The following is a 16,272-nucleotide window of genomic DNA, read 5'->3' as shown; positions in this document are numbered from 1 at the left end:
GATCTATAGATGCAACACGCTGGATCTATAGATGCACCGTGTTCGATCTATAGCTCCAACAAACCCGATATATTGACAGCTTATTAACAGCCCTGTTATTATCTCAGTTTCTTGAATAAATCCCAAATAACAATACCCGCCGTAACCGATACATTCAACGAATGCTTTGTGCCGTATTGAGGAATTTCAATGCAACCGTGCGAATGGTCAATCACTTCTTGTTGAACACCCTTCACTTCATTTCCCATTACCACAGCATACTTTTTAGTCTTGTCCAGCACCAGTTCGTCCAGCATCACACTACCTTCTGCCTGCTCTACAGAATAAACGATGTATCCCTCGGATTTTAGGTTATCAACAGCTTCAACAGAGTTATCAACATATTTCCAATCTACGGTAAATTCCGCTCCCAAAGCTGTTTTGTGCATCTCCGGATGGGGTGGGATAGCTGTAATGCCACAAAGATAAATGCACTCGATGCGGAAAGCATCCGAAGTACGGAAAACGGAACCTATATTATGGAGACTGCGGATATTATCCAATACCACTACCAAAGGCAGTTTTTCGGCTTCCTTAAATTCCTCTACACTAATACGATTCAGTTCAGTTATCTTCAGTTTACGCATGACAATATACTTTTAAATCTCCCTGCAAAGATACTTTTTTCCGTTTATATCCCGGTTAATAACCGTTGAAAAGGTGTCAATACAATAGGGAAACAATTTTAAAAATAATCCTTGCATTATTCAAAGGTCTGCATATTACAGCAGTGAAACGAACAAACCAAAAAAGTTAAGGAGAATTTTCCAGGCTTCATTCAACATATTTTTCAGCCTGGTTTCATCGGTTTATAACTCTAAAGTTATTAACTTTGCATATTATTAACAACATGTTAATGCTGTTTAGCAGAAGTCTTATTATCAACGGATAAACTTAAAAACCCCGGTTTATAAGCATAAGAGTAAAATTCAGCTTGATACTAATAACTTCATAGGCAAGAAAAATCGTATTTATTTGTCCACACTGTTAACAGCCTATCATTACTATCAAAGGATTTTTAAAGAAGAAAGAGAAATTAAAAAATATAATTATGGATAATCTTATAGAAGCTATCAAGCAGCTGAAGAAGGAGAAGAACGCAATCATTCTGGGGCACTACTACCAGAAAGGTGAAATACAAGATATAGCCGATTACGTGGGCGACAGTCTGGCTTTGGCGCAATGGGCGGCCCGAACGGAGGCGGACATCATCGTGATGTGCGGTGTGCACTTCATGGGAGAAACGGCGAAGGTGCTTTGTCCCGACAAGAAGGTACTGGTGCCCGATATGGCGGCAGGCTGTTCGTTGGCAGACAGTTGTCCGGCAGACAAATTCAGTCAGTTTGTCAAAGAGCATCCCGGATATACGGTGATATCCTATGTGAACACAACGGCTGCCGTAAAGGCGGTGACCGATGTGGTGGTAACTTCTACCAATGCAAAGCAGATTGTGGAAAGCTTCCCCAAAGATGAGAAAATAATCTTTGGCCCGGACCGGAACTTGGGTAATTATATCAACTCCATTACCGGAAGAAATATGTTATTATGGGATGGCGCATGCCATGTACACGAGGAATTCTCGATTGAAAAGATTGTTGAAATAAAACGGCAGCATCCCGATGCGGTGGTACTGGCACATCCCGAATGCAAGAGTACAGTCTTGAAACTGGCTGATGTGGTAGGCTCTACGGCAGCTTTGCTGAAGTACGCAGTGGCACATCCCGAAAAGAGCTACATTGTAGCTACCGAAAGCGGTATCCTGCACGAGATGCAGAAACAATGCCCGCAGACAACATTTATTCCGGCTCCTCCCAACGACAGCACTTGTGCCTGCAATGAATGCAGTTACATGCGGCTGAATACACTGGAAAAGCTTTATGATTGTTTGAAAAACGAATCACTGGAAATAAAGGTGGATGCTGAGATTGCAGAAAAAGCAGTGAAACCGATTAAGAGGATGTTGGAAATATCGGCTCAACTGGGGTTATAATGTGCTGATATGCCAATGTGCCAATGACCTTTCGGCGTGACAGCGCAGCCAATTAGCACATTGGCACATTAGCATATCAGCACATTAAAAACATTATCTCATTAAGAACTTACACAACTTGTTAGTGGCCAATGCCCGGTGACTGATTTTATTCTTCAGTTCATTCCCCATTTCTGCAAAAGTCTGCGTATATCCTTCGGGAATGAATATGGGGTCATAACCGAAGCCTGAAGCGCCTTTTCTGTTTTTCGTGATTTCTCCTTTCACGATGCCTTCAAACAGATGTTCCTTTCCGTCGATGATAAGTACAAATACGGTACGGAATTGCGCTTTCCGGTTCTCGATGCCCTCCATATCTTTCAGCAACTTCTTCATGTTTGCTTCCGAATTGTGTGCATCGCCGGCATAACGGGCGGAATATACACCCGGTGCCCCACCAAGGGCCTCCACTTCCAAACCGGTATCGTCGGCAAAACAGTCCAGATGATAGTTATCGAAGATATATCTTGCTTTCAGCAAAGCATTTCCTTCAAGTGTGTCTGCAGTTTCCGGAATGTCAGTATCGCATTTGATATCCTTCATGCTGAGAAGTTCGACCTTCTCTCCCAAAATGGCAGTCACTTCTTCCAGTTTGTGTGAATTGTTGGTGGCAAATACAAATTTCTTTCTCATATTATGTTCTCCTTATACTTGTGGCTTATACAAGTCCCTATTTCACTTTCAACCGGTCGAAACCTTCTCCGTATACACCGATGACGGAACTTTGGGAAATGAAAGCGTTCGGGTCTATATCTTTCACCATCCGGAATATTTCTACCGATTGGCGTTTGTAGGCAAGGACGACCAGTACCTTCACGTTGTGTTTACTGTACCAGCCGATACCGTCGAGTACCGTTACACCGCGATGGGTTTCTTTGGTGATGCGGTCGGCAATCTTTTCATATTCTTTGGAGAAAATAAAGAATTGAACGGATTGCCGGGCACTGTTGACTATGTAATCCAGTACAAATCCGATGACAAACAAAGTTACAAAACCGAATATCACGCGTCGCCAGTCATGGAATACCACATAGCAGGAACTGATGATAATGAAGTCGCAAGCCATAATCATGCGTCCCAGCGTGACATCCTTGTATTTATGGATGATGGCTGCAATGATGTCCGTACCTCCCGTGCTGCCGTTGCAGTTGAACACGATACCCAGTCCGGCACCGCACATTGCCGCACCTATCAGGCAAGCCATGAAGTCTTGTCCTTCGCCCAGCAGTTGGGGAGGGACGCCGTCCGAACCGTTCACCAGCAACTGAAAAAACCATAAGAAGAAAGTGAGTCCGAAGATGGCAAACGTAGTCTTGATACTGAACTTCGGTCCGAGTATCTTGATGGCAAAAGTCATCAGTACGGCATTGATGATGAAGTATGACCACTGGATGGGAAATCCGGTGGCATAATAGATGATGGCACCGATACCGGTAGTACCTCCGGTCGTAATCTGATAGGGAATGAGGAATGCCGCCCATCCCAGTGCATAGCTGATGAGTCCCAGAGTGATGAAGATATAATCCTTCAGCTCTCTCGTCACTTCCGCTTTGGTTGGTTTTGTAATTTGCATATCTGTTATTTGACAACGATGTTCACAATCTTCTTCGGCACTACGATTACTTTGACGATGGACTTGCCTTCCATCCATTTTTCAGAACGTTCGTCGGCCAATACAGCAGTCTGGATGGCATCCGATGCCGCATCTGCCGGGAACTCCATGTTGAACCGTGCTTTTCCGTTGAAGGAAACCGTATAGTTGACCGTATCTTCCACCAGGTATTCTTCGTTGCATACCGGCCACTTGGCATCGCATACGGAGCCTGCATTGCCCAGTGTCTCCCACAACTCTTCGCATACATGCGGAGCAAAGGGAGCCAGAACGATGATAAACTGGTTCAGGATTTCCTTCTTGCTGCATTTCATTCCGAACAGCTCGTTTACACAAATCATAAAGGCACTGATACTTGTGTTGTAAGAGAATTGCTCGATGTCTCCCGTCACTTTCTTAATCAGTTTATGGAGGGATTTCAGTTCTTCCTTGGTGGCAGGTTCATCCGTTACCAGATAATTGTCGTTGCGGTCGTAGAACAATGACCAGAACTTCTTGATGAAGCGGTGCACACCGTCTATTCCGTTTGTATCCCACGGCTTTGATTGTTCTACCGGGCCGAGGAACATTTCGTACATGCGGAGAGTGTCGGCACCGTATTTGTCGACAATCATATCGGGATTGACAACGTTGAACATGGATTTACTCATCTTTTCCACAGCCCATCCGCAGATGTACTTGCCGTCTTCCAGAATAAACTCGGCAGTTTCGTATTCTGGACGCCATGCCTTGAAGGCTTCAAGGTCCAGAACATCATTGGATACGATATTCACATCCACGTGGAGTGGGGTAGTGTCGTACTGGTCTTTCAGATTCAGGGACACGAATGTATTGGTATCTTTGATGCGATAGACGAAGTTGCTCCGTCCTTGAATCATGCCCTGGTTCACCAGCTTTTGGAACGGTTCTTCGGCTACGGAAATGCCGAGGTCGTACAGGAACTTATTCCAGAAACGGGAGTATATCAAGTGACCGGTGGCATGTTCGGTACCGCCTACGTAAAGGTCTACATTGTGCCAGTACTCATCCGTTTTCTTGTCTACAAGTGCCTGGTTGTTGTGCGGGTCCATATAGCGCAGGTAATAGGCGCTTGAACCGGCAAATCCGGGCATCGTGTTGAGTTCCAACGGGAAGACGGTGATGTTGTCTATCTTTTCGTTTTCTACGACGCATTTGTTTACGGTATCCCAAGCCCATTTTGCGGCATGTCCCAATGGAGGTTCACCGGTTTCGGTAGGCAGGAATTTGGCTACTTCGGGCAGTTCCAAGGGCAGGGCGCTCTCGTCAATCATGTAAGGCATGTTGTCCTTGTAGTAAACCGGGAACGGCTCGCCCCAATAGCGCTGACGTGAGAAAATGGCATCACGCAGACGGAAGTTCACCTTTACACGTCCCAAGTTATGTTCTTTCACATATTTCTTGGTAGCGGCAATCGCTTCCTTGATGGTAAGTCCGTTCAGTGAGAGGTCGCAATAGGGAGTAACGCCTTCGCGTGGAGAGTTGCATACAATGCCTTCCTTGGCATCGAAGCTCTCTTCGCTTACATCGCAGCCTTCTACCAACGGACGAATTTCGAGACCGAAGTGCTTGGCAAAAGCATAGTCACGGCTGTCGTGCGCAGGCACAGCCATGATGGCACCCGTACCGTATCCGGCAAGTACATAGTCGCTTATCCAGATAGGAACTGCCTCACCGGTAAAGGGATTGATGGCATAGCTTCCGGAGAATGCACCGGTAACGCTACGGTCGGCAATACGTTCGCGTTCGGTACGTTTCTTGGTGCGTTCCAGATAAGCGTTTACTTCATCTTTCTGTGTGTCGGTGGTAAGTTGCTGTACCAGTTCGCTTTCGGGAGCCAATACCATGAAGGTGACGCCGAACATGGTATCTGCACGGGTGGTGAAGATAGTGAATTCCAAATCGCTGTCTTTTACCTTGAATTCTATTTCAGCGCCTTCGCTGCGTCCTATCCAGTTCTTTTGGGTTTCTTTCAGGGATTCGGTCCAGTCGATGGTATCGAGTCCGTCCAGCAAGCGTTGTGCATAGGCAGATACACGGAGGCACCATTGACGCATCTTCTTTTGAATGACGGGGAAGCCGCCTCGTTCGCTTACGCCGTCCACCACTTCATCGTTGGCAAGTACGGTTCCCAGCTGAGGGCACCAGTTTACCATCGTCTCGCCCAGATAGGCTATACGGTAGTTCATCAGGATTTCCTGCTGTTCCTTTTCGCTCTTGGCATTCCACTCTGCGGCGGTGAAACTCAGTTCTTCGCTGCAAGCCACGTTTATTCCTTCGGTACCGGTTTGGCTGAATGCTTCAATCAGTTCCTGGATGGGACGTGCCTGCTTTTCATCGTTGCAGTAGTAGCTGTTGAACATCTTTTGGAATGCCCATTGGGTCCAATGGTAATATTCCGGTTCGCAGGTACGGATTTCGCGGTTCCAGTCGAAAGAGAAACCTATCTTATCCAACTGTTCGCGGTATCGGTTGATATTGTTGACGGTCGTAATTGCAGGGTGCTGTCCCGTTTGTATGGCATATTGCTCTGCTGGAAGTCCGTAAGCGTCATATCCCATGGGATTCAGTACATTGAAACCTTGCAGTCGTTTGTAGCGGGCGTAAATATCCGAAGCAATATATCCCAGCGGATGACCTACATGCAATCCCGCACCGGAGGGGTAGGGGAACATGTTCAGTACATAGAATTTTTTCTTCGTTTCGTCTTCCGTCACTTGGTAGGTTTTGTTTTCCACCCACCTTTTCTGCCATTTCTTTTCAATTTCCCTGAAATTGTATTCCATAGTGGTACTTATTAATATTTTGTTGAAAACATTGTTTATTCAATGGTTAAAACCGGTTAGTATCCGGTTAATATCGGTGCAAAGTTACGGGTTTATTTTCAGATTTGTAGCGAAGTAACATAAAAAACAATGGCAAAGGCTTGATAATTCACTTTTTATTACTTATATTTGTGATGTGCTTTTAAAACTAATTTTTTGTTTGTAATACAAATAATAGCTAAATTGATTCAATAGGATATTTACTAAAAGATTTTTAGGATATAGCGAAGGATGAAGTCTGGGAAGATTTCATCCTTCGCGTTTTTTGTCTGTGTATTCGGCAGATTGTTGTTTATTATTCTGCCGATAAATGAGAGTTCGTTCAATAGGCTTCTAATAAGGGATTTAAAGATTTACTAAAACTCGAAGGAAGATTTACTAAATCTTTCCTCCCGTTTTAGTAAATCTTCCTTCGAGTTTTAGTAAATCCTCCCTGAACATTATTTATGGTTGGTTTCATTGTATTGAAAAAAGAAAGTACGTATATTTGTGCGACTTATCGGAAGTGTATGAACGCAATGAAAAATTATACTTATCATCTTGTCGCCGTCCTTACGGTAGGTATTTGGGGGCTGACCTTTATTTCAACGAAAGTATTGATTGGGCACGGTCTTTCTCCGCAGGAAATATTCTTGCTTCGTTTCCTGATAGCTTATATGGGCATTTGGCTTATTTCTCCCCGAAAACTGTTTGCCGACAATTGGAAAGATGAATTTTGGATGTTTTTAGGAGGCATAACAGGCGGTTCATTCTACTTTTTTACAGAAAATACAGCTTTGGAGATTACATTGGCGACGAATGTGTCGTTTATTGTCTGTACGGCTCCGTTGCTCACCACCATTCTTTCTTTGTGGATTTATAAAAAGGAAAAGGCTACCCGTGGATTGATGGCTGGTTCATTGCTGGCATTGGTTGGTGTGGCATTGGTGGTTTATAATGGTAGTTTTGTATTGAAGATTTCTCCTTTAGGTGATTTCCTTACTTTGCTTGCTGCTTTTTCCTGGGCATTCTATAGCTTGATAATGAGAAAAATGTCCAATTGTTATGGTATAACTTTCATTACCCGTAAGATATTTTTTTATGGAGTATTGACTATTCTTCCTGCATTTCTGATTCATCCCTGGAATTTCGACATTGCCCGTCTTCTCGAGCCGGCTATTCTGTTCAATTTACTTTTCCTGGGTGTATTGGCTTCCTTGATTTGTTTTGTAGTCTGGAACGTAGTATTAAAACAGCTGGGAACGATAAGAGCTTCCAACTATATTTATCTGAATCCTCTCTTCACTCTGGTAGGTTCTGCTTTTCTGCTTGGCGAACAGCTTACTATAGTTGCTTTGATGGGGGCGATACTGATATTGGGGGGAGTTTATTGGGCAGGAAAAAAATAAATACAAGATAAATGAGGGTGTGTCAAAACAGGCACATCCTCTTTTCATATCAGATACAGTTCGGCAGTTTGTCTATGCAGCCATTTCCCGCATCGGCGATTTTAAAAACTCCCAATTCATCCCATAAATTGTTCTTAAGCGTGTGTTTCCCCTACAAATTCGGTCAAGGGGTAGCTTAGAAGCTTCTTTTGCTATTTTTGCGCACATTTTCTTGATGTCAAAGGCAATGGCAAAGAAGGCAAAATCCATTGTGACCTTGTCTTTCCCAATATGTCGGAAACGGCGGTACGCCATGTTGTATTTCATCTGTCCGAATACGGCCTCAGGTTCTATGCACCGCTTTCCCCTGTGCTTGACCCCTTCTTCCGAAGTCAACCTTTCACGCGCCTTCCTTTTATATTGGTTCAACCGGTGGTTCACTTCGATGATGCGATTCCTCCGGGCTTTAAAGCAACCGCCACGCAGAGGACACCCTTCACATCTTTGTGCCTGGTACCGAGCACTTTCAGTGATATACCCGCTGGCTGTCTTGCCGCGTTTGGTTCCTATGCGGGTCATGTGCTGTCCCATGGGGCAAACGTAATAATCCCCTTCCGCATTGTAATGGAGGCTCTCCGCATGGAATGGATCGGGAACATAACGGGGACGTTGCTCTTTATGGAAGAAGTTGTATTTGACGAAGGCCTCTATCCCGTTCTCCCGCATGAACCTGTAGTTTTCTTCCGAACCATAACCGGCATCCGCCACACCTGTGCCGGGAAGCCTGCCATAGCGTTTCCTGAATGAATGGAAGAAAGGGATGAGCGTAAGTGTGTCTGTCGGGTTGGGGAAGAGGGCGAAGTCGGTAATGAACTGGTCCTCTGTGGCTATCTGCAGGTTGTATCCGGGTTTGGTCTGTCCGTTGTTCATGGCATCCTCCTTCATGCGCATGAAGGTGGCGTCATGGTCTGTCTTGGAATAAGAGTTGCGTTCCCCCAGTATCTTCAGATGTTTTTCGTATTCAGCCAGCTTCTCGCGATGAGCCTCAAGTTCCTTTATCCTTTTCCGCTTTTCACCGCGGGCCTTCTTCTGTTCCTTGTTGACCGGAGCAGGCTCACGGTCCAAGGCATTCTTGAGTTCATCCACTATTTCAGAAAGCATGGCCGGGGTAAATTCCACAGGTGTGTCTTGAGGGGCGTTCTCTTGCGCAATGGACTCATCCACCTGCTCCAAAAGGACGCGTATCCTGTCCATCAGTTTTGCCCGGTTCCTCTCAACGCTCTTGCGCCAGACAAAAGTGTATTTGTTGGCCTTGGACTCTATCTTCGTGCCATCGACATATTCCACGTCAAGGCTGATAAAGCCTTTGTCGGCAAGGATGAGGACCAACTGGGTGAAGACGTTGTTGATCTCATCCTTTACGCGGTTGCGGAAGCGGTTGATGGTGATGAAATCAGGCTTCTCATAACCGGCAAGCCAGATGTAATGGATGTCACGCAACAACAATTGCTCTATCTTGCGGCAAGAGTAGACATTGTTCATGTAAGCATAGAGAATAGCCTTGAGCATCATTTTGGGATGGTAAGGGCAGCGGCCGGTTTCCTTGTAAAGCCTCCTGAAATTATCAAGATCCAGACTGTCGACAATCGCATTGACTATGCGGACCGGAGCATCCGGTGCAATATCCTCATCGATTCTTTGAGGAAAAAGAACCGTTTGGTTGGGAGTGTAAGGACGAAAGTGTATCTTTGCCATAACTTTAAACTTATGCCTAAAGGTACGAAAACTTTAGGAAACAACAAAGCCCGGGCTTGGGAAAGTCTGGGCTTTGAGTATAAAACAATACTTCGTTAAATTTCATGCTGCATCAGCAGCGAATCCAAATATTTCATTCACTATCTCATGATTTAATTGCGTGTTCGGGTTATTCTCGAACACGTCAATAATTCTTTGGGCGTAGTATGCGTTGATAATCAGAGCTTTAATCCTCCCGATAGAGAGATTGTATTCACTGCACATTATTTTCGCAACATTCACGGCTGTAAATGAGGAGTTGAACGCAAAATCAAGTTTTCTCGTGTCACGCGCCTGAGAGTCAGTAAGCCCTACAAACTGTTTTGCGTCACGGAAACAGAACTCAATCTGAAAGCGTGTACAGTAATACTCCATGACATCACGTCCGCTCATGCTTTCATCTGTAGAGAAATACAACCGATGTCCGCCCTTTGGCAAAATGTGTATGACAAGTGATATTTTTCGATGTAGGGACTTGCACCATGCTTTCAAGGCATACACTTGTCCATTAGACTCGTCCGTGTCAAGTATCGCAACCTTGGATTTGTCTATGTTTTTGAAGTCTATCTTCTCACCTTTTACACGTGGACGCCCGGGTTTGCCTGTAGGATCGCCTTCCCACAGATAATACAATGCAGCATCATGCCGAAGACGGCTTACCACATTAAAACCTATTCCAAGCATATTGTCTATAAATGGCTTCTTTGAAAATGCAGAGTCTGCGACAAGAACATTTGTAATACGTTGTAGTATTTGTTTGTTGTCTGATAATGCCTTGGCATACCAATCGTATAGACTCATGTCGTTATTCTCTTTGTCCTTGGCTAATGTTGTTTGTATGGCCTTTAACATCATGCATTCGTGTAGGTCAACATCGATAACACCTATTCCAAGAATCTCAAGACCTCTCTTGACAGCACCTGCACACCCTGACCAAAACAAACCCATGTACGGAGTACACTTGCCAGACTTTTTGATGTAGCTTGGGTCAATGGCTATAGCATTGCGTCCCTTTCCTTTTTTGAAAGCGTAAGCGCTTAGCCACATGTTCATCTCAAGCCAGTCAACGCTACGTTCGGCGGTCTGCCTATAACATTGTTCACCACGTTTACCATAGCGTCCCATTTGGGTAAAATTCACTTTCCTAGGTATTACCATCAAAAGAAATAGCATCTCCATGATGTTTGATTGGATACTTTTGTTTAACTTCGCCCCACCACAGAATAAAAATGCTGCTTTGCAGAGCTCCATATATCGGCTTATCAAGTTGGTTATCAGCATAACTTTATGTTTGTTTTTCACTTATAAAGTTACTGAAAATCAGCAAGATAGCCGATTTTTAGATGTTATATCTTGTTACATAAATCATTTGTTTTCTATTTGTTACGTCCTATCTTATTCGCGATACTTTCTGTGGCTTGCTTCTAACCTTGTGTTCCTACGAAAAATTTAACGGACTATTGTTGAAATTATCTTTTCCTACTGCAGTATATTCATACTCACGATACGCTTGAAGATATGGATCCCATTGCTCCCTTATCGTACCATCCAATGCTGCTCCCCATGAATTTCCGGCATCTTTGTCATATTTATTATTAGTACCGCGACCATACATGGACTGTTTTTCCGGTATAGCCAAAAATCCTGCTGAAAACATTGTGTTAGAAGCCAAAGAAATACTGATAGGCTCCTTATTCTCAGCACCGCTTTTTGTTGTAATCATCACAGCACCGCTTGCTCCCCGGTTTCCGTACAAAGCTGAAGCCGTTGCACCTTTCAAAACACTAACGGATTCAATGTCGTCAGCAACAATATCCCTCATCGTCATATTTGCATAGGGTACTCCATCAATAACAATCAAAGGATTTTCTCCACGTATTGCAAGAGTGGGCGCTGCTGCAAAATCTGTGGAATTTTTCACCAGCAATCCGGCTACCTTTCCTGTCAAAGAAGTTGAAACATCAACACCTGCCACTTTTTGCAAAGTTTCACTTGTTACTTTTTGAACAGAATAGCCCAACGCTTTTTCCGAACGTTTTATGCCAAGTGCCGTAACCACAACTTCTTCAAGCATTTCGCTGTCTTCTGCTAATATAATTTTCGACAAACCCTTGTCGCTGGCTTTCAAGTACAATGTTCTGTAACCGATATATGAAACTGTAATTTTAGCATTCGCAGGAACACCAGACAAGATATATTCTCCCTCCACATTAGTTTGTTCCCTGCGGGGTTCCTTCTACCGATACAGTGGCTCCAATTACAGGCTCTCCTTTTTCATCCAATATAATACCTGATATTGTTTTTGTCTGCTGCTCAGTTGGTATTACTTTAGTACTGACAGCTATTGTATTATTAACCCTATTGAAATATAATTTTGTTTGGGAAGTTATTTTGTCCAGCACTTGCGTTAAAGTTGCGTCATAAACATCTAATGAAACTTGTGGAACCTTGCTGATGACTTCTTGATCATAGAAAAACTTAAAATTTGTAAGTTCTGTAAGTTGATTGAATACTTTTTCAACACTCTCATTCCGAACCTTTAAGGTAATGCTACTCTCTTTCAAATTTTGAGCAGACAACGATGATATTCCCAAACAATATATTAGTAAAAAAGCTAAAAACAGAATGCTATTTTTACATTTTCCTTTTGATGTAGGAAGATTATTCATAAATTTGTGCGTTTTAGTAATTGAATTTGATTAATTAAAACAAAGGAGTAATACGCGATACGTTATTCACATGGGTCGAGACAAATGAATATTCGTCCGGATTACGGGAATAGGGGCTGCTCTGAGAGATGGCTCCTATTTTTTGGAGAAAAGGCTAAGTAGGTGCTTTCATTTTTATCAATATTATTATTTCTTTATCATTATAGTTCTCAAGAGAACTATTTGGGGATATCCATATTTATTATACACGAATGCAGAAATGGGCTAGGGTTTCATTAACAATATTTATTATTTATACAATAACACTTGGTTTCCTTCTTTCTTATATCGAATACCACTGGTATATTCAATGGACTGAAGTACAGCTTCTAAATTTTTGTTGTCATGTTCACCCGAAATCAAATTATTGAATTCTTGTCCTTCAGCAAATGTAATCCTGCAATTGTACATACGTTCCAACTCTTTGGCCACATCACGTACTGGAGTACTACTGAAACGCAAGCTTCCTTTTCGCCATAAAGCCACTGAATGTCCATCACGCCCCTTGCTATAATCACCGGAAACGGTATTAACAAGGACCCGTTCTTGAGCTTGTAGCCGCATCATAGCTTCAGGCAAATCGACTTGTACCTTACCACTTTCTACTTCTACATATACAATTTCATCTGAAAAATAAGATTTCACATTAAAACAAGTACCCAATACACGAACATCGAAACGTTGTGTATCAACAATGAAAGGTTGTTTTTTATTATGTTGGACGCGGAAATATCCCTCACCTTCCAATTCAACCCTACGTTCTTTCTGCGTAAAATGGTTAGGATAACGAATACGGGAGCATGAATTCAGAACCAGTTGTGTACCATCCGGGAGACAAATGTGTTTTCTTTCTCCATAAGAAGTGAACGCTTCTATATAGAACACAGATTGTTCGTCCGCATAATTCCAATATTTAATACTTCCCCAAAGTAAACATACTATTGCTGCCGTGCCTGCTACATAAGTGGCAACACGACGAAACCAAATACGTTTTCTGTGTTCTACACGTTGTAAAATCCGGCATGCCTCCTTTTTATATTGCTCACGTTCTAAATCGGTACATGTCTGTTGCAAAGCAGATTCTTCCCAAACATCAGAAGCAAATGTCTTTAACGCATTATCATGCTTTGAAGAATGAATTTCATTCATCAGTTTGAAAGCTTCTTGTTTTGTGTACAAATTATCCAAATAACGACGTATTAATAAATCTGCCTTTTTCATCTTCTTTTTTAATTTGAAGTAAACATATCAAAAGCTACATCTTGTTTATACATTACACACCAAGTAAAAAAGAGTAGGGTCTATTTGTGCTTTTTTAACCTTTCCTTCTATAGTCAATAAGGTGCCAGCTTTTCGTATAGTGCACTATAATCCCAAGCAGACGAACAGTAGAATGAGATCTGTACCGACCATAAAGTTCTTCTTTAAATAGAAACGGAGAGTTCTTAGTGAAGTGGAAATCGACTCCTGTACAGTATTGACTGAAATGCCCAGCACATCAGCAATTTCTTTATGAGACATTTGCTGTTCACGGCTCATCTCAAAGATTTTACGCTGGCGAGGTGTCAATTGCTGCATGGCACATGAAATAAGTTGCTTCAAATCATTCGCAAGAATCTCGTTTTGGGTATCGTTACTATAGTCCACAGCCTGCTGTAAAATCTGTTCCTTCAATTTGTCTTGATTTACTAAATCACGCAATTGGTTCAAGATTCGGTTACGGACAATCGTATAAAGATAAGAAGAAAAAGAAGCATCCGGATTAATAAAGCGACGACCTTGCCAAATAATAGTGAAAGCATCTTGAAATACATCTTCGGCATACTCACGTGACTTTAAGAAACGCATTGCAAAGTATATCAAACGATTCTTATAAGCTGCATAAAGTTCGCAAAATGCATCTTCATTTCCGTCTATCAAACGAAGAACAAGCGAACGTTCATCATTAGGAGGTCCTGCTACGTACATATCTTTTTCTTGGTTTTAGATTACAAAGGTATCTAATAGATATTACAAATCTATGTAAAATTCAGGAAAGGAAAAAATAAATGAGAAATAAACCCCGTAGGTTTTCATATCTTCCCAATAACTTGATTGGATAGGTCTATTATAATCCAACTAACTAATCGGACACATTAAAGAATATCATCATCAGATAAAAAAACAAGGGCGTATCCCTAATGATACAACCCTTGGAAAGTTTGTCTACCTTGCTTATTGCAACTTTACACCCTTTTTTCAATTTACTTCCAAGTCATCCTTGGAAGGTAATTCTGGAAAAGTCCGATGCGGCTCTTGCTGATACCAAAAAGCTACAGACGAAATGTCACTTCTCTGTGCCAAATATCTTCTGTCAGCTCTCCAACCGAGGTCTTGAATAGTCACTTTCAAATCCTTTTCAAAACGTATCGGATCAGTAATATGCCACCGGTACATACCGAAACGCTGGTTGGCGCGATAAGTACCATCAGGTCTGATTACTTGGTGCAATCCTGCATAAGGAGTGGAAAACTCTATGTACTTTCCTCCGCGATCGAAGTTATAAGAACCGCAGAAATAATCTTCGGTACCTGTACCGCAAATGGTCGGGAACTGCTTGTCACCATCCATGAAGAACTTGATTTCGCCTTCACCCCACCATCGATTGTTGTTCACTTGCCATGCCATATAGGTACCTACATAATGCCCCTTCCCTTTGATTCCGTCTACAATGGTGTAGACATCCTTATAAGGCACCGGATTGGTGCGGCGGAACTGTGCGTGGAAATAGGCGGCATCCTCAGGAACTTCCGTCAGGCTATAATCTATCTGATAATAAAGCCTCATCGGGGCATCCGCCAAGTTTTCCATCGTTATTTTGCATTTTTTGCGAAAAGGCATCTGCCAATAACTGTTGAACGCACTTCCCGGATTTACGCATACAGCCAGTGAGTTTAGATGGGCATACTCTCCCCATCCCATACCGAAGAAGTCTCCCACCGGACATTCTACCGAAGGCTCTTTTTCATCATCCCAATAAATTCTCAGAATAGAAAAACGCCAATTGCCCGTAGGAGTCATCCAAATGTGCTGGATGCATCCTGATTCATCGATTTCAGCCAAGGTGAATGTCTCTTTAGGATTGATAATGATGAACGGGTTCACCTTCCATCCTTGTCCCAAATCACGGGCAGCATGACGTGCGTTGGCTACATTGCGCTCTTCATTTTTAGGGTCAGCCATTCCCCCTTTACCTTTCTCCCCCGTAAAATTTTCAGGGCTTATCGAACGTGTTTTTGCGTCCGATAAGCGGTAAAGATTACCCATACTGCTATCGATACCATTAAATTTCTCTTGTGAATTTGCCCAAGAAAACAAGCAAAGGCACATGATTGTCATTAAGATTTTTTGTTTCATGATGTTTTGAAATTATAATAGATAATAATTATTATTCGTCCCCCCAAAGGTCCGTTTTGTTCCCCTTGTTCTTTCTCCATTCATGACGCCATTTGTGCATCATCACATTGTTTACCATCGGCTTCAGCTTACGGCCCTCCTTGTCGGGAATGGCCGGGACAGCCGTCGCCTTGTCCTGATACCAGTATGCAACGGTAGCCAGGTCGAGCGTCAGGCAATTGTTGTGTCCATGCTCGATGGTGGCTTTCAGCCCTTTCTCGAAGAAGACGGGATCCTGAATAAAGAACCGATAGACATGTGTACGCCCCAAGAATCCGACATCATTATTCACACGTGGATAGCCGAAGTAGATATGCTGGTAGGGCTCTTTCGGACACCAGGCGGTGTTGAACAAGTCTTCCGTACCGGTTCCTATCAAGGAAGCTTGTTTTTCACCGTCGATGAACCACATGTCATCGCCTTCACCATACCACATGGGGGTAGG

14 protein-coding genes are annotated in these 16,272 nt (G+C 43.0%); 2 read left to right on the top strand and 12 right to left on the bottom strand.

Annotated features, from left to right (window positions below; all coding sequences use genetic code 11):
* Positions 1-98 precede the first annotated feature (98 nt).
* Positions 99-626 carry an RNA methyltransferase gene (locus DWY55_RS16155; protein WP_009037513.1) on the bottom strand — a complete coding sequence of 176 codons (528 nt, stop codon included), beginning with the start codon at positions 624-626 and terminating at the stop codon, positions 99-101.
* 464 nt (positions 627-1,090) lie between these two features.
* Between DWY55_RS16155 and nadA the strand changes: the two genes are divergently transcribed.
* Positions 1,091-2,029, top strand: coding sequence for a quinolinate synthase NadA (gene nadA / locus DWY55_RS16150; protein ID WP_120178155.1), 939 nt, complete (start codon positions 1,091-1,093; stop codon positions 2,027-2,029).
* Positions 2,030-2,122: 93 nt separating this feature from the next.
* Here nadA and DWY55_RS16145 read toward each other — a convergent pair whose 3' ends face one another.
* The 3 genes from DWY55_RS16145 to leuS are packed head-to-tail and all read right to left on the bottom strand — an operon-like array spanning position 2,123 to position 6,484.
* Positions 2,123-2,701 carry a non-canonical purine NTP diphosphatase gene (locus tag DWY55_RS16145; protein WP_005833965.1) on the bottom strand — a complete coding sequence of 193 codons (579 nt, stop codon included), beginning with the start codon at positions 2,699-2,701 and terminating at the stop codon, positions 2,123-2,125.
* Between the two features lie 37 nt (positions 2,702-2,738).
* Complete coding sequence (locus DWY55_RS16140; protein WP_005825197.1) at positions 2,739-3,641, bottom strand: YitT family protein; 903 nt, start codon at positions 3,639-3,641, stop codon at positions 2,739-2,741.
* Positions 3,642-3,646: 5 nt separating this feature from the next.
* The gene (leuS, locus tag DWY55_RS16135; protein WP_117878835.1) at positions 3,647-6,484 is read right to left on the bottom strand and encodes a leucine--tRNA ligase; all 2,838 of its coding nucleotides are present in this window, start codon (positions 6,482-6,484) and stop codon (positions 3,647-3,649) included.
* Positions 6,485-7,032: 548 nt separating this feature from the next.
* On the opposite strand from leuS, the gene DWY55_RS16130 reads away from it, so the two are divergent.
* On the top strand, positions 7,033-7,911 hold the full coding sequence (locus DWY55_RS16130) for a DMT family transporter (protein WP_034525442.1): 879 nt from the start codon (positions 7,033-7,035) through the stop codon (positions 7,909-7,911).
* Between the two features lie 72 nt (positions 7,912-7,983).
* Here DWY55_RS16130 and DWY55_RS16125 read toward each other — a convergent pair whose 3' ends face one another.
* From DWY55_RS16125 to DWY55_RS16090, 8 genes are all read right to left on the bottom strand, one after another.
* Entirely contained in the window at positions 7,984-9,645 is a 1,662-nt protein-coding gene (locus DWY55_RS16125; protein WP_117878833.1) for an IS1182 family transposase, read from the bottom strand.
* 102 nt (positions 9,646-9,747) lie between these two features.
* Entirely contained in the window at positions 9,748-10,965 is a 1,218-nt protein-coding gene (locus DWY55_RS16120) for a transposase (protein ID WP_117878832.1), read from the bottom strand.
* A gap of 157 nt (positions 10,966-11,122) precedes the next feature.
* Positions 11,123-11,893: a TonB-dependent receptor plug domain-containing protein gene (locus DWY55_RS16115; protein WP_117704164.1), complete on the bottom strand. Its 771-nt coding sequence runs from the start codon at positions 11,891-11,893 to the stop codon at positions 11,123-11,125.
* Between the two features lies 1 nt (position 11,894).
* Positions 11,895-12,353: an STN domain-containing protein gene (locus DWY55_RS16110; RefSeq protein WP_117704163.1), complete on the bottom strand. Its 459-nt coding sequence runs from the start codon at positions 12,351-12,353 to the stop codon at positions 11,895-11,897.
* A 288-nt stretch (positions 12,354-12,641) separates the two neighbouring features.
* Positions 12,642-13,613, bottom strand: coding sequence for a FecR family protein (locus DWY55_RS16105; protein WP_117704162.1), 972 nt, complete (start codon positions 13,611-13,613; stop codon positions 12,642-12,644).
* A 144-nt stretch (positions 13,614-13,757) separates the two neighbouring features.
* The gene (locus DWY55_RS16100) at positions 13,758-14,360 is read right to left on the bottom strand and encodes an RNA polymerase sigma-70 factor (protein ID WP_117704161.1); all 603 of its coding nucleotides are present in this window, start codon (positions 14,358-14,360) and stop codon (positions 13,758-13,760) included.
* Positions 14,361-14,630: 270 nt separating this feature from the next.
* Positions 14,631-15,788 (bottom strand): glycoside hydrolase family 172 protein, encoded by a 1,158-nt coding sequence (locus tag DWY55_RS16095; protein ID WP_117704160.1) that lies wholly within the window; start codon positions 15,786-15,788, stop codon positions 14,631-14,633.
* 31 nt (positions 15,789-15,819) lie between these two features.
* On the bottom strand, positions 15,820-16,272 hold a 453-nt coding region (locus DWY55_RS16090), incomplete at its 5' end, for a DUF2961 domain-containing protein (protein ID WP_120178154.1).

The sequence above is a fragment of the Bacteroides sp. AF25-38AC genome, from assembly GCF_003602995.1.
Classification (GTDB): domain Bacteria; phylum Bacteroidota; class Bacteroidia; order Bacteroidales; family Bacteroidaceae; genus Bacteroides; species Bacteroides uniformis.
This window is presented reverse-complemented; position numbering and strand designations above follow the sequence as displayed.